Origin of the sequence: Gilliamella sp. M0364 (assembly GCF_016100565.1) — a bacterium.
Classification (GTDB): Bacteria; Pseudomonadota; Gammaproteobacteria; order Enterobacterales; family Orbaceae; genus Gilliamella; species Gilliamella apis.
On record NZ_JACFSF010000001.1, the window covers coordinates 387,023 to 411,685 of the forward strand.

At 33.4% G+C, this 24,663-nt stretch carries 28 protein-coding genes and 2 tRNA genes; 5 read left to right on the forward strand and 25 right to left on the reverse strand.

What is annotated here, in order from left to right; all coding sequences use genetic code 11:
- Positions 1–127 precede the first annotated feature (127 nt).
- The 5 genes from H3U96_RS11295 to H3U96_RS01775 form a co-directional block, all read right to left on the reverse strand.
- Positions 128–250 (reverse strand): hypothetical protein, encoded by a 123-nt coding sequence (locus H3U96_RS11295; protein WP_255545795.1) that lies wholly within the window; start codon positions 248–250, stop codon positions 128–130.
- 41 nt (positions 251–291) lie between these two features.
- The gene (locus H3U96_RS01760; RefSeq protein WP_198195384.1) at positions 292–1,755 is read right to left on the reverse strand and encodes a hypothetical protein; all 1,464 of its coding nucleotides are present in this window, start codon (positions 1,753–1,755) and stop codon (positions 292–294) included.
- Between the two features lie 840 nt (positions 1,756–2,595).
- Positions 2,596–4,032 (reverse strand): hypothetical protein, encoded by a 1,437-nt coding sequence (locus H3U96_RS01765; RefSeq protein WP_198195385.1) that lies wholly within the window; start codon positions 4,030–4,032, stop codon positions 2,596–2,598.
- 620 nt (positions 4,033–4,652) lie between these two features.
- Entirely contained in the window at positions 4,653–5,108 is a 456-nt protein-coding gene (locus H3U96_RS01770; protein WP_086319978.1) for a DNA polymerase III subunit chi, read from the reverse strand.
- A gap of 13 nt (positions 5,109–5,121) precedes the next feature.
- Positions 5,122–6,606, reverse strand: coding sequence for a leucyl aminopeptidase (locus tag H3U96_RS01775; RefSeq protein WP_198195386.1), 1,485 nt, complete (start codon positions 6,604–6,606; stop codon positions 5,122–5,124).
- Between the two features lie 138 nt (positions 6,607–6,744).
- On the opposite strand from H3U96_RS01775, the gene lptF reads away from it, so the two are divergent.
- Both lptF and lptG read left to right on the forward strand, forming a co-directional pair.
- A complete protein-coding gene (gene lptF, locus H3U96_RS01780; RefSeq protein ID WP_034903211.1) occupies positions 6,745–7,848 on the forward strand; it encodes an LPS export ABC transporter permease LptF in 1,104 nt (367 codons plus the stop codon).
- A 10-nt stretch (positions 7,849–7,858) separates the two neighbouring features.
- Entirely contained in the window at positions 7,859–8,923 is a 1,065-nt protein-coding gene (gene lptG, locus H3U96_RS01785) for an LPS export ABC transporter permease LptG (RefSeq protein ID WP_086360450.1), read from the forward strand.
- Between the two features lie 168 nt (positions 8,924–9,091).
- Here lptG and msrB read toward each other — a convergent pair whose 3' ends face one another.
- The 3 genes from msrB to msrA all read right to left on the reverse strand — a co-directional run bounded on the left by msrB (position 9,092) and on the right by msrA (position 10,672).
- On the reverse strand, positions 9,092–9,517 hold the full coding sequence (gene msrB / locus H3U96_RS01790; RefSeq protein ID WP_370545625.1) for a peptide-methionine (R)-S-oxide reductase MsrB: 426 nt from the start codon (positions 9,515–9,517) through the stop codon (positions 9,092–9,094).
- Between the two features lie 72 nt (positions 9,518–9,589).
- Positions 9,590–10,120 (reverse strand): cytochrome b, encoded by a 531-nt coding sequence (locus H3U96_RS01795; RefSeq protein ID WP_086360448.1) that lies wholly within the window; start codon positions 10,118–10,120, stop codon positions 9,590–9,592.
- 3 nt (positions 10,121–10,123) lie between these two features.
- The gene (msrA, locus tag H3U96_RS01800) at positions 10,124–10,672 is read right to left on the reverse strand and encodes a peptide-methionine (S)-S-oxide reductase MsrA (protein ID WP_065578070.1); all 549 of its coding nucleotides are present in this window, start codon (positions 10,670–10,672) and stop codon (positions 10,124–10,126) included.
- Positions 10,673–10,825: 153 nt separating this feature from the next.
- On the opposite strand from msrA, the gene H3U96_RS01805 reads away from it, so the two are divergent.
- On the forward strand, positions 10,826–11,098 hold the full coding sequence (locus tag H3U96_RS01805) for a DksA/TraR family C4-type zinc finger protein (RefSeq protein ID WP_065578069.1): 273 nt from the start codon (positions 10,826–10,828) through the stop codon (positions 11,096–11,098).
- Between the two features lie 61 nt (positions 11,099–11,159).
- Here the strand turns inward: H3U96_RS01805 and H3U96_RS01810 are convergent, their stop codons facing one another.
- On the reverse strand, positions 11,160–11,822 hold the full coding sequence (locus H3U96_RS01810) for a DUF421 domain-containing protein (RefSeq protein ID WP_065613095.1): 663 nt from the start codon (positions 11,820–11,822) through the stop codon (positions 11,160–11,162).
- A 153-nt stretch (positions 11,823–11,975) separates the two neighbouring features.
- Between H3U96_RS01810 and H3U96_RS01815 the strand changes: the two genes are divergently transcribed.
- Positions 11,976–12,524 carry an endonuclease V gene (locus H3U96_RS01815; RefSeq protein ID WP_370545626.1) on the forward strand — a complete coding sequence of 183 codons (549 nt, stop codon included), beginning with the start codon at positions 11,976–11,978 and terminating at the stop codon, positions 12,522–12,524.
- A 22-nt stretch (positions 12,525–12,546) separates the two neighbouring features.
- On the opposite strand, the gene H3U96_RS01820 is transcribed toward H3U96_RS01815, so the two are convergent.
- On the reverse strand, positions 12,547–13,086 hold the full coding sequence (locus tag H3U96_RS01820) for an HPP family protein (protein ID WP_198195387.1): 540 nt from the start codon (positions 13,084–13,086) through the stop codon (positions 12,547–12,549).
- A 115-nt stretch (positions 13,087–13,201) separates the two neighbouring features.
- Between H3U96_RS01820 and H3U96_RS01825 the strand changes: the two genes are divergently transcribed.
- Positions 13,202–13,753 (forward strand): TetR/AcrR family transcriptional regulator, encoded by a 552-nt coding sequence (locus H3U96_RS01825; RefSeq protein WP_065651939.1) that lies wholly within the window; start codon positions 13,202–13,204, stop codon positions 13,751–13,753.
- 253 nt (positions 13,754–14,006) lie between these two features.
- Here H3U96_RS01825 and H3U96_RS01830 read toward each other — a convergent pair whose 3' ends face one another.
- From H3U96_RS01830 to erpA, 15 genes are all read right to left on the reverse strand, one after another.
- A complete protein-coding gene (locus H3U96_RS01830) occupies positions 14,007–14,279 on the reverse strand; it encodes a hypothetical protein (RefSeq protein WP_198195388.1) in 273 nt (90 codons plus the stop codon).
- Positions 14,280–14,440: 161 nt separating this feature from the next.
- Positions 14,441–14,827 (reverse strand): hypothetical protein, encoded by a 387-nt coding sequence (locus H3U96_RS01835; RefSeq protein WP_086361302.1) that lies wholly within the window; start codon positions 14,825–14,827, stop codon positions 14,441–14,443.
- Between the two features lie 38 nt (positions 14,828–14,865).
- Positions 14,866–15,096 (reverse strand): hypothetical protein, encoded by a 231-nt coding sequence (locus H3U96_RS01840; RefSeq protein WP_198195389.1) that lies wholly within the window; start codon positions 15,094–15,096, stop codon positions 14,866–14,868.
- A 278-nt stretch (positions 15,097–15,374) separates the two neighbouring features.
- Positions 15,375–15,869 (reverse strand): hypothetical protein, encoded by a 495-nt coding sequence (locus tag H3U96_RS01845; RefSeq protein ID WP_198195390.1) that lies wholly within the window; start codon positions 15,867–15,869, stop codon positions 15,375–15,377.
- A 148-nt stretch (positions 15,870–16,017) separates the two neighbouring features.
- A complete protein-coding gene (locus tag H3U96_RS01850) occupies positions 16,018–16,476 on the reverse strand; it encodes a hypothetical protein (RefSeq protein ID WP_065578063.1) in 459 nt (152 codons plus the stop codon).
- A gap of 564 nt (positions 16,477–17,040) precedes the next feature.
- Positions 17,041–19,101 (reverse strand): BglG family transcription antiterminator, encoded by a 2,061-nt coding sequence (locus H3U96_RS01855; RefSeq protein WP_198195391.1) that lies wholly within the window; start codon positions 19,099–19,101, stop codon positions 17,041–17,043.
- Positions 19,102–19,152: 51 nt separating this feature from the next.
- Positions 19,153–19,791, reverse strand: a complete 639-nt coding sequence (locus tag H3U96_RS01860; RefSeq protein ID WP_198195392.1) for a ketohydroxyglutarate aldolase — start codon at positions 19,789–19,791, stop codon at positions 19,153–19,155.
- A gap of 19 nt (positions 19,792–19,810) precedes the next feature.
- Entirely contained in the window at positions 19,811–20,692 is an 882-nt protein-coding gene (gene dapA / locus H3U96_RS01865; RefSeq protein ID WP_198195393.1) for a 4-hydroxy-tetrahydrodipicolinate synthase, read from the reverse strand.
- Complete coding sequence (locus tag H3U96_RS01870; RefSeq protein ID WP_065578059.1) at positions 20,686–21,282, reverse strand: SIS domain-containing protein; 597 nt, start codon at positions 21,280–21,282, stop codon at positions 20,686–20,688. Before H3U96_RS01870 ends, dapA begins: the two co-directional genes overlap by 7 nt.
- A gap of 75 nt (positions 21,283–21,357) precedes the next feature.
- Positions 21,358–22,617 carry a PTS ascorbate transporter subunit IIC gene (locus H3U96_RS01875; RefSeq protein ID WP_086366104.1) on the reverse strand — a complete coding sequence of 420 codons (1,260 nt, stop codon included), beginning with the start codon at positions 22,615–22,617 and terminating at the stop codon, positions 21,358–21,360.
- Between the two features lie 17 nt (positions 22,618–22,634).
- The gene (locus H3U96_RS01880; RefSeq protein ID WP_065578057.1) at positions 22,635–22,925 is read right to left on the reverse strand and encodes a PTS sugar transporter subunit IIB; all 291 of its coding nucleotides are present in this window, start codon (positions 22,923–22,925) and stop codon (positions 22,635–22,637) included.
- A complete protein-coding gene (locus tag H3U96_RS01885; protein ID WP_065578056.1) occupies positions 22,918–23,382 on the reverse strand; it encodes a PTS sugar transporter subunit IIA in 465 nt (154 codons plus the stop codon). The genes H3U96_RS01880 and H3U96_RS01885 overlap by 8 nt, the downstream gene beginning before the upstream one ends.
- Before the next feature lie 490 nt (positions 23,383–23,872).
- Positions 23,873–23,948, reverse strand: a tRNA-Gly gene (locus H3U96_RS01890).
- Positions 23,949–23,965: 17 nt separating this feature from the next.
- Positions 23,966–24,053 (reverse strand) — tRNA-Leu (locus H3U96_RS01895).
- Positions 24,054–24,254: 201 nt separating this feature from the next.
- On the reverse strand, positions 24,255–24,593 hold the full coding sequence (gene erpA / locus H3U96_RS01900) for an iron-sulfur cluster insertion protein ErpA (RefSeq protein ID WP_034903395.1): 339 nt from the start codon (positions 24,591–24,593) through the stop codon (positions 24,255–24,257).
- Positions 24,594–24,663: the final 70 nt, after the last annotated feature.

Sequence of the window (24,663 nt, forward strand, 5' to 3'; positions counted from 1 at the left end):
TTATAGCCTAATTTGATGTAGATTCAATTTTTAACCAGAAAGACTAAGCAATATAGACTAACGGTTAAGTAATAATAAGGATCCCAATCACTACCCAGATAGCCTGAGCACTGAAGTAAATATTACGTTATCGCATTCCAGTCATTAACCATGCCACCCATTCACCATTAATTCCACTGTTCCATTGTCCATTATTTCGATAACTTAATTGGCGAGAGTAGCAAGTACTATTTCGATTGGCGGATGCCAATATATCTTCATTTAATTAACAATATTCATTAATAGACTTTTTTATTGTTTACAAACTGCATGTAAGTATCTTGATTTTTTGATAATTTTAATCTGACCAATCCAAGCATCAATAGTAAATCTATCCAAAAAATAGTCTGAATCACTAGCTGAAACAATATATTTATCTCGAGAATAAAATAACAAAAATCCACTAAACCAGTTTGAATCAGGGTAAGTATTCTTAATTGTCATACCCCATTCACTCAAAAGCCCTTGTCCTATAGTACGAGTAAAAGCATCCCATTCAAGTGGCCATTCTGTCCATGACATTGGTGCATTTGGAGAATTTGACATTTCAGCCCTTGAGGGAATATTCGCTTCTCCACCACATAAATTAACCGTTTGCTGATAAGTATAATAGTCATTTCCATATGGTACCGCCCATATACCGGTTAAATTAAAAGTATAATTTTGTTCAGGAACTTGTCGATCATGTTTAAATTTTGCAGTTATTGTGACAGGACCTATCGGTTTTTTAACCAACATAACATAACCTTGTTTATCAACCATAACACTATCATTTGGCGTCGCCGACAAAGTATATTCAAAATCATCTTGATGACCAGTCATGACTAATTGAAATTTTGCGCCTGGAAAACCAGTTGTTGGAAAGTGCGGTACCGCCGTTACTTTAAAACCATTATTAGGATCGAAAACCTTAGCATTATAACCGCCACCACAATAGCTATCTCTTACTCGATTGCTATCTTTATTCCAACCATTAATCCAATGTTTACTGTCATCTAAAAGTGATGATTCAAATTCATTATCAGCATAACCAGATAAAAGACAATCAAGACCTCCTTTATATGGTACAGGTCGAACACTTCCCCAAACATATTGTGGATACAGTATCATTCCATAAGGTTTGGCATAACAAATGTCAGGTTTAGCCATAATTTTATATTTTTGAGTGATATCAACATATTCGCTTTCATTAGGAATACCATATTCGGAATAGGTTTTAACTTTAGTTGTAATAGTTAAAGTTAACGGCATGGAAATGCCACTACCACAGCCAATTATTTTTTCATTATTTTCGATTTTTATCCCTTTATTATCAAACCAAGTATAGGTTGTTTTTTCTACGGTGAACGGCGTATTACTGCGAATGGCATCACCATCGGTATCATCATAGTTAGCCGTCACATCTAAATCATTTATTGAATAGTCTTTAATAATGAAGTCCTTAATTGTTAAATTACTATCAAACTGATTGATTTGTGTGTCACTTAAGTTATTGGTATATGAACTATATAAAACATCATTAACAGTAAAACCATGCTTTTTCGATGCACTTTCAATATCGACAACTCTTGGTTTATTACCAATAATGACATTTATACTATGCGCTGTGAGTGCTTGGCTTTTTTGACTGACACCTAAAAAGCATAAAATAAATAAAATATAAATAAACGTTTTAACCAGAGGTAAACAAACGGATAATAATGAAGAATTTGTCACAGACAAAATACAACGGATTGTATTGGCGGTGAAATTTCTACAATGAGAAAGCTGAACTAAACATTGGTTTGTTTTTTCTGCTCTTTGGCTAAATTGATATGGACTAAGATTAGATATTAACTTGGATTTTCTGTGAAAATATAGACTATCGTGAAAAAGTAAACTTGAATTGAGGTAATTAGCTGAAATTAAATTATAGGTTGGGCAGGTTTGGTGTTTGGTGTTTGGTGTTGTACATTATAATACATATTCGACATTCCTGTCAACTAAATTGATGATTTATTTACAATTTTATGCCGTTAGGCATAAAATTTATCCATTCATATAAATATGCTATAAAAGTATAGTGATTGGAAAAAACCATGCAACTTATTTTGGCGGTTAAATTGTTAATTTTTGTAAAGTTTAATGTAATATTATGTCTTAATTACGCCCTTAAAACTAATTTAGGAGAAACTTTAGGGGGATTTATAGGCTTCAAAAACCCCGTTCCTCAATTTTTTTGGTTGTTTGAGTTTCGGACGTTTTGTTGTTTGGTGACTAGTTCTATACGGTGAATACGTTCAAGTTAAGAGGGTTGGCGCCAACCCTCTTTACCATCTCCCGCGGCGACCACGCAAGTGGTCACTACGTGACTGCCTTCCGCCTTCGTTCGCTCTTAACGCACCGGCTGTGATTTGTTCCTGACAAAGCACCGCCTTGGCAAACATCCCTGTTTGTCATGCTAACCTCTCTCAGTTGTCAGCACGTTGCGAATGTCGCGCCCAAAATCGCTTTTTATCGCCCTAACACTATTTTTCTTATCCTTAGCTTCAATACCTAAGAACTAAGAAATAATAGCTAAGGATAGGTACAGACTCCGACGAGCATCGTCAAAATATCGTAATTCGCACTACCCATGTCCCAGCTAATCCCAAAAAAGGGATATTTACTATCATTCGTCTTATCACTCGTCAAATAGTAATTCATATAGTAATCAAAGTTGAAGTTGGAACCAGTGTAATCGTTCATATTCCCCCATTCCGAGAAAAATCCTGCACCAATGTGACGCATGTAACTATTAACAGGTGATGAAGGCTTTGCCCCTACTAATTCAGCTTTACCTTGACAACCCCATGCACCTGTTTCCCATGAACCTGTTCGACAAGTCGCATTAGTTAAATCCTTGACCTCTGGGAGACGATATCCAATATTATTACACCAAGATGATATACTAGAATAATCGTACCTACCTTTACCACGATTAACAAACCACTTTTGTAACTTAAATCCATATTTGACCACCGCATTACCATGACTATCACGACCGACTAACTCAAATACCTGCGGTAAAGATGGTTTGTCGATTCTACCTGGATTTTCTGATTGCCATTGCGATGGTGTAGCAACAGGACCTGTTAGGGTGACTCGAACGCGGGTACTTGTTGAATTGGTCATCGTCGCCGTAATACCAGCATGAGAAACCGGAGCCCAAGATAAGGCCTGATTATTACCAACAATATCTAAATCAAAATACAAATTATTAGCACCAGTAGTCGGGAAGTTTGAACCATAAGACGATGGCGTAAATGATTTTGTTAGAAAACCCTTATCACGGTTCCATATGTTAGCAGGACCAGCAAAATTACGTTCATCTCTTACTTCGTCAATGCCCCTGTTACCGCCATATTTTAAATTAGGTCTTGCAAAACAAATCGCTGCCGTTCCCTTAGGTTTAATATAATAAGTGACATTACCTGCCGTAAAATAACTTTCATTAGGCACACCATAACGTGTTTTTAATCTACCGTTAGTATTAGATAAGGTTAGTTTATAAGGAGCTTTATCGGAACAAATAGTCAGTACTTCATTACGGGCAACAGGTTGATTAAATTTATCAACAATCGATAAATTTAAACGACCGGTAGCTGTAATACCATTAACGCCCTGACCATCGCCATCGCCATCATCATCACCCCAATAATTATACGGTGTGCCAATAAGTGAGCTTAATGCAATAGAATCAGTATCCGTTGGTACTAACATACCAATATCATTAAAACTCTGACCAACAACAGGTAACTCGATAGGATTTCTTTCTGAATTATTGGTTGTCGGAGTAAATCTTCTACCATCAGAAAGGGATATCCCGAGTAGCGCTTCGGTATTTGTTATCCGGGTACGACCACCATCAAAGGTTAAATAAGGTGCTGAGCCATAAATAATATTGGTCGTTTTAGTGGTTAATGCATAATTAGTAAAAGAGATAGATTGTAAAATAACTACGGTTAAAACCAAAACCATCGGCCGAGATAAAAAGACTAAACCAAGAAATTTTGAAAAATTTTGCGGAACTTTCGGAAATTGCTGAAATAATAAACGGTATGAGCTTAACTTTAGAAAGGTGAAATTATAGGTTGGGCAGGTTGCGTGTTGCGTGTTGCGTGTTGAAAATTATAATCCATATCAGATATCCTTGTCAATCCAATTTTATGATTTATTTAAAATTTTAAGCCTAACGGCATGAAATTTGTCCATTCGTATAAATATGCTATAAAAGTATAGTGATTGCAAAAAACCATGCAACTTTTTTTGACGGTTTAATTGTTAACTTTTGTAAAGAAGAACACTGATAACTCGAAAACAGCATCGGTTATTTGCTGTTTATTAGAAATAATAGCCCCTCTATTCCCCCCCTCTTTAAAAATCACTATTTTTAACATTAATAATTTGCAGATTAGGCTTTTGATTTTGACAATTTTATAGTCGTTTTTAGAAGGTATTTTGCGTTTCAAAAACCCCTCTCCTCAAATTTTTTTTTGAAAATAATCGCAGTATTTATCCTGAATTTACTTTAAAAACTAGCTGTATCATATTTCTATAAACTAGTTGGTTAAAGTCAATTTTTGGCACTTGGGTCATCGACATGTAATTGGAATAGTTTTGAGATTAAAACCTGCTTCTTTATAAGCTTTATATCTTTCCCTAGCTAACGATTTTTGTTGGTCGTCGACAGGAACAAAATCGATAATATCACGATAAACACCGGCAAATTCGGGAAATTGTTGTTGTAGGTTTATTAATAAATGTCGTGCACCACTACTACGCTTTTGTGGCCAGCAGATTTCAACTGGCGATCCACCTTTTAACCCTTCACCAGCAAGGTTATGTGGAACAAAATCATCGCTATCAAGTTGCCATAAATATTCATCAATTCGCTCAGCTTGCGCTTGATCTTGGCAAGCAACCAGCACACGCTGTTTGCTGTGCCATGCTTCAACAATTTTTTCGCAGGCTAATTTTTCTTGAAATAATACCCCAGCATCATTAGCTGGGGTTGGGTTTTCTAGTAAATAGAAAATCACTTTTTTCATGATGTTTATCTACTTATTTTTGATCAAGTAAGTATTGAATTAACATGGCAACCGGTCGGCCTGTCGCACCTTTGTTGGCTCCTGATTTCCAAGCTGTACCGGCAATATCAAGATGGGCCCATTGATATTTTTCAGTAAAGCGAGATAAGAAACAAGCAGCAGTAATTGTACCGCCATCTCGACCACCAGCATTAACAATATCAGCGCAAGTCGATTTGATTTGTTCTTGGAAGTCACTATCTATTGGTAAAGACCATGCTTTATCACCGGCTTTATTTGATGAGTTAACAAGTTGTTCCACCAATTGTGGATTGTTACCCATTACCCCTGTGTAATGATGACCAAGAGCCACAATACAAGCACCGGTTAATGTCGCAATATCAATGACAGCTTTTGGTTTGAAGCGTTCAACATATGTTAAGGTATCACATAAGACTAAACGGCCTTCAGCATCAGTGTTAATTACTTCTACAGTAATACCTGACATGGTCGTTAAAATATCACCTGGGCGATAAGCATTACCATCGGGCATATTTTCACAACCAGCCATTACACCGACGACATTGATTGGCAATTTGAGCTCGGCTACTGCTTGCATTACGCCAAATACGGTTGCTGCACCACACATATCATACTTCATTTCGTCCATACCAGCAGAAGGTTTAATAGATATACCGCCTGAATCGAAGGTTAATCCTTTACCAACTAAGACATAAGGCTGGGCCTTTTTATCTTTAGTGCCATGGTATTCAATCACCGTCATAATTGATTCATTAGCAGATCCTCGCCCTACAGCTAAATAAGCATTCATGTTGAGTTTTGCTAATTCTTTTTCGCCAAAACAGGTGACTTTTAAATTAGTATGTTGTTGACCTAAACTTTTACCCTGTTCAGCTAAGTATTTAGCATTACAGACATTCGATGGCATGTTAGCTATATTTTTTGTGCTACTAATAGCTTTGGCAATAATTTGCCCTTGCGATAATTGGCCTTCAACTTGGTTGATTGTCTTTTTGTCGCCATAAAGTAGTGTCAATTTTTGTAGGCTCGGTTGTTTTGATTTTGTTGATTTGAATTGGTCAAAACTGTAGGTTAATTCGCTGGTAATTTGTGGTAATTGCTTAGCGATTTCACCACTTATAGCTGGATTGAGAGTTAGAATATCCCAACAAATATTTTTAACTTTTTTGGTAGTTAGCTCTTTAATTGTAGCTTGAATTACTTTTTTAGCGGCATTTAAATCAAAACTTTTCGCTTCACCACATCCTACAACTAATATTTTTTGTTTGGTAGCATTGGCCAATGAATATAAAAATGTAGTTTTACCTAACTCACCACTAATATCACCTGATTTTATCAATTGGCTAATCAAACCATTATTTACGTTATCTATCTCTTTGATTAAATTAGATTGTGTTTTGCCTGATTGGACAGTAATAACTAAACATTCTTCTTTTTGTTTAGTTATAACAAGGCTATTTTTGATTGCGTATTGCATAGGGTTCTCTTGTTAGATATTGAATGTGAATAGTAACATTTTATCGGTTCATTAAACGATAGCAACAAAAAGATAACGAAATAGCGCAAATCGGATTATAATAGTCGGATTTGATAAGACGGATAGATAGGTAAAAACGTGATAATTCGCCGATATTTAATTAAGGAGACAATGAAAACTCAAGGGGCAATACTTTTTATTTTATTGCTGATTTTCTTTTCTCAAAAATTAATAAAAATTTTATCCAGCGCAATCGATGGTAGCATTCCTCGAGATTTGATTATGCCATTATTAGTGTTAGGTGTATCAAATATGGCTGACCTTATCTTGCCGTTAAGTCTTTTTTTAGGTGTGCTTGTTACCTTTGGCCGACTTTATTCTGATAGTGAGATGGTCGCGATGCATGCTTGTGGTGTAAAAAAGAGACTTAACTATCAAGTCGTATTTTTACTTTGTGTAATGACATGTACGTTAACAGCACTTAATAGTCTTTGGTTTGGCCCTTGGTCAAGCGTAAAACAAGATCAATTAGTTGAGAATGCAAAAATTAATCCAAGTTTAGCCGGCCTACTCGCAGGACAATTTCAACAAACACCGGATGGCAATTCTGTCATTTATATTGGCAATGTCGATAACAACAAGTTAGACAATGTATTTATTGCCCAGATCAATCCTAGAAATAATCAGCGCCCTTCTATTATTATTGCCAACAAAGGAAAAACAGCAGAAGATGCCGATGGTAATCAAATTATTACCCTTGAAGATGCTAATCGTTATGAAGGTACTGCCCAGCTAAAAGATTTTCGTATATCAAATTTTCATAACTATTTGGGGATCATAAAACCTAAAGAGTTAGATACAAATGTTGATGATGATAAAGCTGATGTGCAACAATTAGGGTTATTTGAATTACTGCAGAATCCTAGTGCGAAAACCCGAGCAGAATTTTATTGGCGCTTAACGCTAATTATTTCGGTTCCTTTAATGGCTTTTTTAGTCATCCCATTAAGTGTTTCAAATCCTAGGCAAGGTAGACTGGCACAGATTTTACCAGCACTATTACTTTATCTAGTCTATTTTTTACTTTCCAGTTCGATTAGAGCTAATGCCGGCAAAGGCCGACTAGATCCTGCTTTGTGGTTTTATCTCATTAATATGGGTTATTTTATTCTAGCTTTAATCTTAAATTGTTGGGATAACTTATTTATGCGTAAACTTCGTTTAAAATATAGTGCATTATAAGGGGAAAACGATGTTTTCGATTTTAGACCGTTATATTGGTAAAACTATTTTAAATACTATTGGAATTTGCTTATTTTTGTTAATTAGTCTTTCCGGTATTATTCGTTTTATAGATCAACTCAGAAAAATAAAAGAAGATTATGATGCATTTTCCGTTGGTTTTTATTCTCTACTTATGGTGCCAAAAGATTTGGAAGTATTTTTTCCTATGGCGGCTCTATTAGGAGGTTTAATCGGTTTAGGCATATTAGCCTCACGCAGTGAGCTAATTGTCATGGAGACATCGGGCTTTAGTCGCTTTAAAATTGCTTTAGCCGTCATGAAAACAGCCTTACCTTTAGTTATTTTAACTATGGCCATTGGCGAATGGGTTGCACCAATTAGTGAGCAAACGGCTCGCAATATGCGTTCAGAAAGACTTTATGGTAATTCATTATTAGCTCGGCAAGGTAGTTTATGGGCTAAAGATGGTAATGACTATGTCTATATTGGTCATGTTGATAATGACAGTTCAATATCTAATATTGATATTTATAGCGTAGATAAAAATAAACTTCTTTCTATCACCCATGCTAACAGAGGTGTCTTTGAAAATGATGTTTGGACTCTGTCAGAAATTGAAAAAAATGACTTAACCAATCCCGACCAAATAACGAGTATCAATTCGTTAACAATGCAATGGAAAACCAATATTACTCCCGATAAATTAAGTATTGTCGCCTTTGATCCAGACTCTTTATCTGCATCTGGTTTATACCAATATTCGCAGTATTTAAAAGATTCTGGGCAAGATACCAAATATTATGACCTATTGTTTTGGAAAAAACTGATTAAGCCTGTGTCAGTAGCGGTGATGTTACTTTTGGCTTTATCTTTCATTTTTGGCCCATTACGTAGTGTTTCGATGGGTGTTAGAATGATTATTGGTATTAGTTTTGGATTTATTTTCTATATTGCCGATAATCTTTTTGCTCAAGTCAGTATTGTAATGGGGATCTATCCTATTGTAGGTTCAATGCTAACCAGCTTAGTATTTTTATTAATTAGCTATATTTTATTTAAGCGCAAAAATTAGCTTATTTATGAAAATTATCATTGCTTATTAAAAATGTTATTGGCATATACGATGATCTGAGATATGCCAATATTATCTTTCATATCAATCAAATAAAACGTTCTCAACAAATATAGAAAAATCTACTCATATATTTGTTAATTTTAAGTAGAGATTCATTAAATTAATTTAGTTAAATAACCTTAAATATTCACCATAACCCAGCGTTTCAAGTTCTTCTTTTGGGATAAATTTCAATGCAGCAGAATTAATACAATAACGTAATCCACCTAACGCTGCAGGGCCATCAGTGAATACATGACCAAGATGGGAGTCAGCCTCTGATGAACGCACTTCTATCCGGTTCATGCCGTGACTGTTATCTTCTTTTTCTATAATTTGTTGCTGATTAATCGGTTTAGAAAAACTGGGCCAACCACAGCCAGAATCAAACTTATCTAATGACGTGAATAGAGGTTCCCCTGAGACAATATCAACATAGATACCTTCCCGATGGTTGGCATTGTATTGGTTGTCAAATGGGGGCTCAGTGCCATTTTGTTGAGTAACATGATATTGCATAGGTGTTAATGCTGCTATAGCCTTATCTTTCATTGATTTATTCATGATTTATCTGCCTCACGTTACGTTATAGATGCTATTAATATTAGCAATTTTAAATTTATGTTAATCGTTACTGCTCAACATTGATTGTAGTACTTTATCTTTAAGCCAAAAATAATGATACAACGCACCTAATATATGAATAATAACCAATATTGCTAAAGCGTAAGCAGTGATTAGATGCATTGAATGAAACATTTGATGTATTGAATTTGGCATAGCTATAGCCGGAACAGATATTAGACCAAAGACATTTAAATCTCGGCCACTCATCAAATAACCAGATAGCGGCACAATAAGCAGTAATAGATAAATAAATCCTTGAGTAGATTTTGACAATATCCGTTGTAGTTTTTGCTCTTTAGGTAAAACATCTGGTACACCTTGGTCTCGAATTACTACTATTCGCCATACCGTTAATAGCCAAACAACAACACCCAAAGATTTATGCAATAAATAAACAATTGGCATACCACCTAAAATATTCGACATTGTCACTTTAGCTAAAAGCAGTAAAGTGACAATCACGATCAACAAAGCTGATGACCAATGGATCCATTTTTGTTTATTGCTATACTGCGGATAACTTTGCATTGCTTACTCACTTTTTGTTGCTGGCTTATCTTGCCAATTGTCAGCAATAAAATTGGCTCGTCCAGATAAGCGATAATAACGATTGTAATGTTCGGGTTGTTTTTTATAGTAATCTTGGTGGTAATCTTCAGCTGGATAAAACGTTGTTGCCGGCTCTATAGCAACATTAATTGGATGATTAAATCGTTTACTTTCTTCTAATGCTTGTTTAGATGCGATTGCTTGCTGCTGTTGAAATTTATTATGATAAAAAATTACAGGTCGATAAGAATCTCCCCGATCAGCAAACTGTCCTTGTGAATCAGTTGGATCTATTTGTTGCCAAAAAATGTCGAGTAATTTTTTATAGCTGATCATAGTTGGGTCAAAGGTTATCTGTACCGCTTCAGTATGGCCAGTATTGCCTTGGCAAACTTGTTGATAAGTGGGATTTACCGTGTGGCCTCCGGTATACCCAGAAATCACACTAATCACTCCTTCATATTTGTCGAAAGGTTTTACCATACACCAAAAACAACCACCGGCAAATGTTGCTTGTTCATATTGTTGCATAAAAACCTCCAATTAAATGATATTAATAGAAATGATCTTTATTTTAAAACACAACACTTACTTTTGCTTGCTAGCTATGCGGTTATATTACTTGAAACTGGTCAAATAATCACCATATTAATAATCGAATGTAATTGTTTAGGAGGTGAAATAATGGCTAGTGGCTGGGCATCTGATGATGCAGTTAACCAACAAATTGAAAGCACAATTATTGATGCTATTGAACTTGCCAGACGCCAACTAAAACACGATAAGCCAAGTGCCGAGTTTTGTGTTGAATGTGGTGATGCTATTGCAAAAGCAAGACAACTTGCTTTGCCTGGCGTACAATACTGTGTTAATTGCCAACAAGAAATGGATAAGCAATTGGCTAAGTCGGCAATCTTATATAACCGTCGTGGCAGTAAAGATAGTCAACTTCGATAATCTATCTGTTGATGGGAGGGAGAGAATGGTCCCTCCCTTTATTATTGTTTACTGTTATTAATTATTTTTTATTATCATGTTCAGCTTTACGCACTTCATCATAGGGATAAACTAATAATTTATCATCAAACCATTCAGCACAAAAAATATCTTTGATATCTTTATATCCTTGTTTTTTAATTTCATGCTTAAGCCAAGTTTCACTTTTATGTAATTGTTCAAGATTGTCTTGGCTAATAGCTCCATTTTCAATCACCAATACCGCGATATCTTTGTCACCTTTTTTGATAATGGTTAGTGATCCATTTAATTCGTACCAAACTTGTTTTAATTCACTAAAAGCACAAATTCCTTGAATATTAACCAACGTTTCGAAATCTCTAACCGGTAGATTTGCTTTAATAAAATTTTCAGAGAGTAGATGACCATTTTTAACTAGTTGTATTGGCTCACCGTCGATGGCATCGCGTAATTTTGAGTTTTTAGATTTGATGAATCGAACTAAAATAAGCAGTCCTGCCCAAATTGCCACGGCGCCAGCTGATTCCCACGCTGAAACATTAGCATTGAGTAACGTTCCCCCTACCAACGCACCAATAACCATGCTACCAACTTGATCTAATTGCGACATCGGCGCTATTTGGCTTTTACCAGATAATTTAACGTAAATCAGTAAAATAATAAGTGCAACTAAAAATTTTGGTGCCATTTCGAGTAAATACATTACTAACCTCCTAGTGTCGATCCAATTTAAGCGACCAATGTTTTTGGCGTAATTGGATAAATAATAGTTAACAAGATGTATCAGGAACTAAATTTTTATTTATTTGAAATTAACGACTAATTGTTTTTTAATAGAGAGATATATGTGAGAGCAGTGCTATTCTACTCTAAAAAGGAATTTAAAAAAATGATACTTGCAATAGATGTTTACTATTTAGATGATAAAGCGAAAACGGTCGGTATTTTGTTTGAGCAATTTACTGATAGTATTAAGGAGATAAAATCCGTTATCACTGATTACCAATCAAATGTTGCCCCATATCAATCAGGCCAATTTTATCAACGTGAATTACCATGCATATTAGCGTTATTGTCTCAGGTCGATCTCAATACAATTGATGCGATTATTGTTGACGGTTATGTTCATTTAAATGACGGTAAGCTTGGTTTAGGTGGTCATCTATATCAAACTCTTGATAAAAAGATACCGATTATTGGTGTTGCTAAAAAGTCCTTTGCTGATAATAGCCAATATGTGATAGAAGTGACTCGCGGCCAAAGTAATAAACCTTTATATGTCACGTCATTAGGAATAGAGTTAACTAAAGCCGCACAGGACATTAAATCAATGGCAGGCAAACATCGCATGCCAGATTTACTTACCTACTTAGATCAACAAACTAAGTTGTTTAAATTTGAGTAGCCTTCTGTTCACTAACAATAGATTAAGACTCTTTTTTACTACTGAACAGTGCCAACCAATAAATTGGCCAATGAGTTTTGTTGAAAAGATTATTAATTATATAAGCAATAGCAACTAATATTACTGCGCCAGACAACACCGGAAATAAAAGAAAAGTAAAATCATAATCGATATTGTCCGCAGTCAATAAAATAACCAATGGATTAGCACCGGCTGGTGGATGCACCGCTCGAAAATATTGCATTGCAACAATTGCAACCCCCACGGCTGACGCAGCAACAATTATATCGTTACCGAATAGTTTAAGAAAAACTAGCCCAACAAAAGCCGATATCAAATGGCCAAAGATAACATTTCTTGGTTGCGCTAATGGCGACTGAGATACGGCAAACAATATCACACAACTAGCCCCAAATGGCGCCATGATATAAGTGTAACCAGTTAAATGGCTTAAGCCAATAAGACACAATATAGAGACAAAACCACCAATTAAGCTTTGCAATAATTCAATATTTTTAGGCTTTGCCGGTAACTTTTCCTTGCTGAAAAAAAATGATTTCATTATTCTTTTATCCTATTAAATGAGTAAAATATATGTACAACACCAAAAATGAACAACTCTGTACACTTTTATATTAGTACAGATCTGTTCATATATCAAACTCTTTGGATCAAAAATGAAAAAAACACCTAAATTAATAGCGGATACCGCCGAACAACTCTTTTACCAAAAAGGGTTTGCTAATGTCGGAGTTGATGAGATACGAGACCAATCAGGTTGCTCTAAAACAACGCTATATAAACATTTTGGTAATAAAGATAACTTAATTTTTGAGGTTTTGAAGATAAGGAATTTGCGCTTTCAACAAGATCTTAGCACGGCGATTAAAGATCTCGACCAAAATGATGCAATCATTCAGATATTCAAATGGCACCTAACTTGGTTTAAGCAAGATAATTTTAATGGCTGTTTATTTATAAGAGCAAACGAAGAGCTTCATCATGATCAGGCTATCAAGCAACTAGCAATTGAACATAAAGAATTTATTCGTCAACTCATTAGTCAACAACTCCCTCAAACACCACAACATATAACTTTAACGAACCAATTAATGGTAATATTAGAAGGATTACTTAATATTAGTGTTGTCTACAAAGATGATAAAACACTTTATGATGCGATGATTAATGATAGTTTTGCTTTAATTACCAGTCTTCTTTGTAACTAATAGGTAAACATACTCAATTTTATAGCTATTCAAGTAATGATGAATGTGAATAATAAATTAGAATCTACTGAAAATATTATCAATAATTGAGCTAAATAATATCGAATAATTATTGATTATAGAAAACGAACCTTATTCAAAGGATGCAAGCAGTTATTTTGCATATTTTTATTAGCCAACAAATATGTATAATTTTATAATTTAATTTATATCTATTACTTTCCGGGCTCTATTGAGAAAATCCTAAAACATTTTATTCATTATAGAGTTTATAGCTTTTTATCCCTTTATCGATCGCTTCTTGATAATTACTAATATCATACTGTTTAGCATTAATAATCGATGAACATCTATTATGCGGAAATAATAGATAACTATAATCTAAACTTAAATCTTCTCTACCTTTTTTTTCATTATCTTTTATTTGAGCGTAAATATTATCCATTTCTTTTGGGGCTTCTTTATCATCAAGATAATCTCTAGACATACCCCAAAACGCTGATAAAGAATATGCTCTTGCTGGCATTTGCTCTAAAAAATCTCTATAACATTGTGCATAAATTTCACAATATGAATAATGATTAGCTTCACAATATCTGACCGCCCCAATAGTTATAAAGTCTCTCTTTCTTTTATCTAGATCACTATAAATACTACCAGATATATAATATTGTAGAAATATAAAAATTATAATTTAAGAACTTCATTTGCAACTCCTGTATTGTAAAACATATAATTTGCATCTCCGTGTCCAGTGTCTTTTATTAACGAATTAATTGCAACATTTTTATCAGCTTTATAACACACTCCCCATTTACCCCCAGCGCGTGCAATTATATTCGGCACACTCCAGTCAGCAAGATTATAATCAACATACACATTAACCCAGCGTTCAACAGTCTTTGGTTCAGATTGATTACCATTTTTACGCAAAGAAACTGGATCTAAAGTAACTAATAATTTAATAGGTATATTGGAATTTTCTTTATTTTCTGCTAGCCTAATTGCTGAATATCCTCTCCAACCGTGTCCCACAAGTACTATTTTTTGATTTGCTTTAGCCCATTTTTGCATTAATGATGGAACATGCTCTACATCAGACTCGGAATAAGCTATATCTTGACGACGATTATTACCGCGACCATAAGCTTTTTCATAAGGTGCAAATACTTTTTTAATAATGGTTGTCCCCAGTCGTCAGATGCCCCCAATAAAAACAACCAAAGTTTTTTACACTCAGTTGTGTGTTTACCTCTTTGTTCTTCAATAGAGGGAAGGATAATATTATTATCTTTCTTACGTTTATATTCATATCCAGGGTAAATTATATCGTCATTAATCATTACTCCTCCTAAATAAATTAAGTTAATATATATTTTTATCAAACTTAAATTGAACTTTATAACGATCAAGCAAAAATTAAGTGATTGCTTGAACTTGTCACATTATTCCTAAAGTCCTATTTTCAGACTGAGATAAGACGCCATGATGAACAACTGATGTTACTTGTATTAACTATTATCATGTATCATACGACCTTTGTTCTTTGATTAAAGAGTAGAGGAATATGAATTTTTCGGTACATAATCAAATGGAACCATTGATTCACAATGTTAAAAAATTATATATTTAATTTTTCTTTAGTAATGATTAAACTTTTTTTCTCATATAACAACCTATCAATGATATTCTGATGACGACTAATGTTATATGATTGGGCATTAATTATGGATGAGCATTTATTATGGGGGTATAACATAGCGCTATAATTGAAAATAGAATATTTATCATTCTTTTCTTCACTATCTTTTAATTTAGAATAGATGATATCCATCGGATTTTTCTGGGTATTGAATTTGTTTTGTTCCGATTCAGACGTTACATTTAATAGTAAGCTAAGTGTATATTGTGCGTCATGATTTAATTGATTGAAAATATTGATATAGCATTTGCTATAGATTTCACAGTAAGAATAATTGCTAGCCTGACAAGATTTAGTCAATTTATCCTTAATCTCAATTCCAGCTTTTTCCTCTAACTTTTCATAATTTGAACTACATGCACTAAGTAATAACAATGGTGCTAGAATAACAATTTTACACCTTAATATATTCATTTTAATCTCCGTTTAAATTTTCATTCTTTGCCCAAAGGATGAAAACAGTTATTTCCCTAATTTTTATTAGCCAACAAATATGTATAATTTTATAATTTAATTTATATCTATTACTTTCCGGGCTCTATTGAGAAAATCCTAAAACATTTTATTCATTATAGAGTTTATAGCTTTTTATCCCTTTATCGATCGCTTCTTGATAATTACTAATATCATACTGTTTAGCATTAATAATCGATGAACATCTATTATGCGGAAATAATAGATAACTATAATCTAAACTTAAATCTTCTCTACCTTTTTTTTCATTATCTTTTATTTGAGCGTAAATATTATCCATTTCTTTTGGGGCTTCTTTATCATCAAGATAATCTCTAGACATACCCCAAAACGCTGATAAAGAATCTGTCATTGCTGGCATTTGCTCTAAAAAATCTCTATAACATTGTGCATAAATTTCACAATATGAATAATGATTAGCTTCACAATATCTGGCCGCCTCAATAGTTATAAAGTCTCGCTGTCTTTTATCTATATCCCCATAAATACAACCAGTTAATGATATTACTGTTGCTAAAAGAGAAAAACTGTAACCTAATATTCTCATAAATAAATCCTAATTATCCAATATCATCTTGATATGTCCTTATTTAACTGTTTTTATAGCATATTCTAAATTAATTGTTAATCATGAATTTTTCATACTCTTCTTTAAAATCAATAAGATCAACAATTCGGTAATTTCTATTTTCATGATTATATAACAACGCCCACCAAAACGAATTCGAATTGTTATTTTGTATTTGTCGTAATTCACCATTTTTTTGTTTATAAAAAAAAGTTGTATCATCATGCTTAATTAAATAGGGTTGATGTATGTCTGATAAATAATCGTAAATTAACGATCTATAATAATTGACATCATCGACCATAACATAAAAATCGTCTCCGTCTCCGATTTGAGTAACAAATGCTCGATTTTGGTTATATGTTTGTTGCTAATGATCCAGATAGTCATCGTTTAAGGGGTTGAGCCACTGATACGTCAAATTTTGCGTAATATAACAAAGGAAGTTTTAACTCAAAGTAGGACTTTTTGTACACCAATAATCGTGACTTACTAGAGTCCTTATAGAAAGTATGCTTATCATGCATACTTTTTTCGAATTATTTAAGGAAATCGAGATTTTATAAATGTCAGGATCTCCTTTGCTTGAGTTGCAGTGTTTAATATTTCATAAAAATCGGGCATTTCAAGCAAAGCAACAATCTCTGACATTGCGTTGATATGGCTGGTCTTATTAACTGCTGCTAAAGTAAAAATATATTGCGTAGGAATTTTATCATTCTTAAAAATAATTGGTTTTTTTAATACTGTTATACTTAACGACAGCGAGTTAACACCATCTTCTGGTTTAGCATGAGCAAGAGAGACATTTTTGGTTATCAAAAAACTGGTTCTATTTGAATTAACATTTTCAATAATTTTCTCTATGTAACTACGGTTGATATAGTTCTTTTGTAATAATGGCAATGCAGCTGTAAATAAGGCACTTTGCCAATCATTAGCAGAGACATTTATTTGAATCAAATCTTCTTGGATCAAATGGCGAATGCCTAAACTTTGATTTTCTATGGTGGTATTTTTATCTGTTTTATAAAAATACTGATAAAGCGCTTTTTTGATACCATTTTCATTAGAAATTGTACCGTATTTTTTAAAAATATCGAGCAAGTCAGTTATTTTTGGATAGGTCAAATAAGAGTTAATTTGCGAATAAACGCGCTCCAGCAATAAATACTCTTCTTCATCGGACATGATTGGCGATACGATAAAAAACGGTTTATTTTGGTTATAAAAAACCAAATTATTTACAGTACTAAAGATTATATCGAAAAAATTGGTCAGCTCTAAGGCTTCTGCTGTTTCCATTGGCCCTAAAAATAGAAAATCAGGGAAAAGAAACTTTAATCTATTATAGACAATTGAAGAACTGCCAATACCATTTTGACAAATAATTACGGCAACGATTTGCTGATTAGTTGATATTTTATTTTCGTCGAGAATTGCCGCAAAATAGATGGTTAAAAAAGATATTTCATCATCTGGAATATCATTATTAATGATAGGATAGATAACTTTTAAGGTTTCTTTTACAATCAAAAATAGTTTATTAAATTCTTCTTTTACTTTATCTAAAATTGGATTAATGATTGGCAAACGAAAAAGTATTCGGTAATACGCGGGTCTAAAATGGCTATAGAGTTTTTTCGAAATATCATCATTGTTATCAAATTTTATGCCTAAAAGCTGCTCAAATCTCGATAGAATAATTTGTACAATATTTAAAATCAGCTCCTGATCAACAGTCTTTATATCACGATTCCCAACCGAATTGCCCAGTAGTAGAGAAGTTAAGTATTGCACTTCATAACTGTTATCATCTATTTTATATAATTTCAGCAATTCTGATGATATATGATACTCTTTCAACTTTATTATGATTTTATTTGGCATTGAAATAACAGGAATATATTCCAGCTTTTTAGTCATTCTTGGCAATAGGAATATCACTGTATAGATAAATTCTTTTTTCCGCTTTTCACCTAATAAAATTTCATTTTTTAGCATAATTTCATTGATATCGTTTTTGATATCAAGGTAGTCAACCTTCTCTTGGTTTAAGAAAAGATCATATAGGAATGTATCATCTAAATTATTGGATAAATCTTTGAGTAAATTTCTGAGAAAAAAATTACGGATCGATAATTCATCTCCAACTAACGAATAACCTTTTTCTCTAGTATAAGTGATTAAAATGTCTTCGGAACTTAATAAAAGTTCTAGTTGTTTGATATCATTATTTAAAGTTGTTTTACTAATATTTAATGCTGATAAAAAATGTAATGAAGAAAGATAAGTATTTACATGATAGAGCAACATTAAAAAAATATATTTTTGTCTTTCCTCTGTTGAAAAAATATAATTTTTGCCAATTTTTCCGTTAATTAAATTCTTAATTAGAAACGCTTTACTTTTATCAGGCAAAGAGTAATACAGAGCATTTTGAACAACCACACTTTGTTCATTTGAAGAGAGGTATGCATTAATTTTTAAAATTGAATAATGTAATTGTCGTTTAGTTATATTCAATAAATTCAATAAATACTCCTGATCACAAGATTTTTCAATCAAAGTGAGGATAATTTTCTTTGAATTTAAGTCAATCATACCTTCTTCCTTACTAAAAATATCAATGAATTACATAATTTATTAGTAATATCACGGATGTTTTTCCTTATATTTCTTTAATGCATTTGCAAGGCTAATTGCATTTTTACTTATTTCCTCAACCGATCCTTTAGTTAATAAGGAACCAATACCAATACACTCAATATCCGTATTTAGCCAATCATCAACATTTTCTAACGTAACGCCACCCGAAGACATAATAGGCACATAAGGCATCGGTGTTTTAATGATATTAACTAAAGATTTACCATAATAATTTGAAATAGGAAAAGCTTTGATCATAGCCGCACCATTCTCTAAAGCCGTGACAATTTCTGTCATGGTGGTACAACCAGACATATAGGGTATTTGATAACGATTGCATATTTTACATACTGCTTCACTATAATTAGGTGCTATGATAAATTTGGCGCCAGCAAGAATTGCTAATCGGGCGGTTTCACTATCCAGAACTGTCCCTGCGCCAACTAAAATTTTGTCACCGTATTCTTGGTTAAGTTGCTGAATTATTTGCCCAGCATTATTGTTTGTGTAACTAATTTCTACACAATCAATACCACCGGCTAAAATACCCTCAATGATTTCTTGTGCTCTTTTGAATGTTTCAACTCTAGCTATCACTAAAAATTTACTTTGTTCTAACCGAGTAAGTATATTGGTTTTAAACATGATAATTCCCCCGCTCTATTTATAAGTGATAATAGTTCTTTATCGTATTGACTATGTCTTGGTTATCATTTGGATTCGTGACAGGTAAGACAGGTAATCGAGGTACGCCAACATCTATACCAGATAAAGATAAACTTTGTTTAAGAACAGAGGGAATGGAAGCATATTTTAAAATCCGGCGAAATTCTTCAAGAGATTGTTGCCATTGTTCAGCTTTATCTAAATTACCGGCAATAAATTGCTTATATATTTCAACATTGTTGGTGGTTAGTAAATTAGATGTAGCTGAAATAGCACCAGTAGCACCTATTTTCAATGCTTTAAGAATAAGGGAGTCAGAACCAGAAAGAACCGAAAACTCATCTCGAGATGTATTATCTATATAGCCAGCAATATTATTAATATCACCACTACTATCTTTTATACCAATGATATTACTGATTTTAGACAGTTTAGAAACTAGCTCAAAGGATAAATTAATTCCGGTATTTTTAGGTATATTATAAAGCACTATTGGAATAGCAAGGTTTTCGGCAATCATTTGATAATGATTATATAATTCATTTTCTTTTAATGAAACAAAGTACGGCGTAATTACCGATAACGCATCCACCCCGACAGCTATCATTTGTTTACCCAGTTTAATGACTTCGTCAGTAGAATTACCACCAGCGCCAGCATAAACCGGAACTCTTTTAGCCACTATTTCTACAACTTTTTTAGCAAATTTAATTTTCATATCATTTTCTATAACATGAAATTCGCCATTGGTTCCTAATACGAAAATACCTTGAACACCATTTGCAATTAATTTTTCAATTAAAATTTCTGTTGCTTTAATATCAATATTTCCAGAGGATTCGAATGGTGTAACCATTGCAGTTATAATTCCATTTAACATACTTTTCCTCCTCTTATAGAAGCACCTAAACTGCCACCTGGATGCCATTGATAATACATATTTTCGGTTAGACCTACGGATTCTTGAAGTTTTATTGATAAACACTGCAAAATAATGACTTCAGCAAGTATTGATATTCGAGGAGGTTTATTTAAGTTGTCCCCTTCTTGTTTTACTCCAGCAAATAAAAATATGTCACAATGCTGTGCTAACCAAGAATTGTTATTCCCAGCAACACCGATAATTTTTGTACCTAGTTTTTGCAAAGTACAAATTGCTTTTTTTAACTCTTCAGTTTCACCACTATTGGAAATCGCAATCACGATATCATCAGGTAAAACTTGTCCTGCCGAACCATGAATAGTTTCAGTTCCATCTAAAAAATAAGCAGGTATTCCTATTGATGAGAATAACGAAGCAATATAATGAGCAACATAAGAAGGTTTACCGATTCCTGTGACATGTACCCGACTGCCTTCATTTTTTTTGCTGATAATTAAATCCTTTGCTTTATTTAAATTTTCTTCACCAATATATTTAATATATTCTGACAATTCCGATTTGATACAATCAATATATTTTTCTAACATACAATTCCTCTACTTACGCAATGGTTTGAAAAAGATGATTACTTTTCAAATCATCTTTAATCAAACCCTCATACATTACATGGTGAAATGAAGTATTTTTTCCAATAAAATACCCACAACGTTGTAGTCAATATTTGGGAAGGTTGAGCCTTCTATTCCCATATTGCCAAATATCGGATATAAAACGGTAGGTAAAAAGGCTAACAAGAGTCCAACCACAAAAGAACCTAACATAGCGCCACGCCAGCCACCTGTTGAATTACCAAATACACCTGCGGTACCACCAGAGAAGAAACAGATATGAGCAGCAGGAATAATGACAACTGGAAAATCCAATGCAACCATTATGGTTACACCAACTAAACCAGCAGCATAAGAACAAAGGAAACCGATAATTACAGCAGTTGGCGCAAAAGGAAATACAGTTGGGACATCCAACGCAGGACGTGAGTTTGGAATGAATTTTTCAGAAATAGAGACGAATGCAGAGGTGATTTCTGCTAAGAACATTCTTACACCAGTCATTAAAATTGACATTCCTGCAGTAAAAGTAAATGCTTGAATGAAAGGAAATACTAACCAATGTACTTTACCAGCTAATCCTTGAGTAAAGGTTTCACCAGCTTTAAATGCCGAAATATAGAACAAGACGAGCATAACAACTGCAACGCCCATTAAAAAATCACGGAAGAAAGATAACCATTTAGGGAAATGAATATCTTCTGTTGTTTTGTCGCTATATTTGCTAAATATCTTACCTAATAAACCAGAAAGTGCATATCCGAACATATTAAAATGACCGATTGCTTGCACATCACTGCCAGTAATTCTTCGCATGAATGGTTGACATAATTGTGGCAATGCACTTGAAGCGAAACCTAAAATCGTTCCACCAATTAAAATGGCTGCAGTATTAGATAAACCATAAGATTTTAGGATTAGTGATAAAACACAAGCAAAGAATAGACTATGGCCAGTGGTAAAGAAAATATTTTTAAATGGTGTGATTCTGGCAAAAACTAAATTCATTGCAAAACCCAATATTAGCGTAACAGAAGTCACTAAAGCATATTCTGTTTGCGCCATACCAGCAGCTGCTTCTGGTGATGCAACGATACCAACAATATGGAAACCTTCTTGAAATAATTTATTAAAATTTTGTAGAGCACCTGTCATAAGAGCTCCACCAGCACTAAAAATTAAAAAACCAATGGTTGTTTTAAATGTGCCAGTAAAAACTTCTACCAACTGTTTCTTTTGGGCTAATAAGCCAACAAACGCAACTACGCCGAGTAAAACAGCTGGAGTGCTAAGAAAACTAATTATAAAATCCATTTTAGACCTCTTCTCAATTAAATTAATCCATCTTCTTTAAGAGCAAGCTCTAATTTTTCTTTTATTTCATTTTTATCCATAATATTTTTGATTCCGATAATACGTTGTGGAAGATTCTTCTTTTCTAAATCTTCGGCAACGTCAGGTAACGTAATGATATATTTACCATTAAATCCAGGAACACCATCTAATGAAGAGTGTTCAAGGGCAATTGGAAAGGCATTTTCTTTGATGACTTCATTCAATTTAATTTTTAACATTAAACTTGACCCAACTCCTGCACGGCAGGCAACTAATGCTTTAATCATTTTCTATACTCCTTTCAAAGTTTTCTAAAAAATCTATAAAATCGTGCGGTTTTTTCACATCTTGTATAAAAGCCAAAAATTTCTCATCACTAAACAAAGATGCTAATTCTGATAATGCGGATAAATGATCATCTCCCGTTGGTGAACTTAAGCTGAACAAAAACTTGACTGGGTCATTGGCTGAATTTCCTGAAACGATAGCGTTCTTCAGTCTTGTAAATCCTATAGCAAGTTTTTTAGCGCCAGAATCTGATGGAGCATGAGGAATAGCAATATTTTTGGTAATGACAATATAAGGACCAATTTCTCTTAATATAGAGATAACTTTATCGACGTAATCTGTCGTAACAGCTTCATCAATAACTAATGGTGACATCGCTAATTCTATTGCTTCCTCAAAGCTACTAGCTTCAATATCAAGTTGAATATAAGAAGCTTTGATAAGTTTAGTTAACAAAGGTTTTCTCCTTTTACAAAATCCATTTCAATTTGATTATACGAAGGCCTTGATATTAGACAATGATTATTGGGATTACTTTTTGTTGAGAAAAAACAAATAAAAAACAAAATGTGACTCGTAAAAATAAAAAATAGATAATCGGAGATAATGACGAAGAATTTTATTGCTACAAACAAAAGGTCAAGTTAGTTAAATTTGTTTGGATTGAGCTTGATATTGATTGTTCATCTAGAACTTAGAGAAGATTAATTGCAGAATAATTAACGTTCATAGACGATATTAAAATAATAGAATCGCCTTGTTAGAGAACTTTTTATGTTTAAATATAAGCAAAAATTGAGAATTACTAGTCCAATATGATTGTAGAATCGAAGCTATTCATTCCAATATTATAGAATTAATAATATTTCAATAATCTTTTAAAGGAAAATATTAGATAAAATAATCGGATTATTTCTTTATTATTGAATCTTTTGATATTTGAAATTGGAGCGGGAAACGAGGTTCGAACTCGCGACCTCAACCTTGGCAAGGTTGCGCTCTACCAACTGAGCTATTCCCGCATAAGAAGTGTTTTAAATGGTGCCCGGGGCGAGACTTGAACTCGCACGGCCAAAAAGGCCGAGGGATTTTAAATCCCTTGTGTCTACCGATTTCACCACCCGGGCGCAAAACTTTGTTCCGAAAGGTAACTGCGTTTTGGATGCTGTGCATTTTACCGATCTTAATTTTTACGTCAATAGAAAATTTAAAATAATTGTCTAATTGCTCAATGTTTGTCACATTTAAGGGAATTTTTAATCAATTCCCTTAAAATTCAGTTTTTCTAGGATTAAAAATCAAAATTTTGATTAATAATCTGACTTAGATTAAACACTAAAAGAAGAACCACAACCACAAGTAGTAGTTGCATTCGGATTATCAACGACAAACCGTGAACCTTGTAAACCTTCAATATAATCTATGGTACCACCAACTAAATATTGCAGGCTCATTGGGTCGATAATCAAAGACACACCATTTTTTTCAATAGCGAGATCGTCTTCATTTACTTTTTCATCAAATGTGAAACCATACTGAAAGCCACTACAACCACCACCAGTTATATAGACTCTCAATTTTAGATTCGGATTTTCTTCTTCTGTTACTAGAGATTTAACTTTATTTGCTGCCGCATCAGTAAAGTTAATTGGTAACGCATCGCTCATTTTATTCTCCTACTTTTATTACTGTTATATTATATACCCTTGAAAAAAGAAAATACAAAGCGAAAACGTC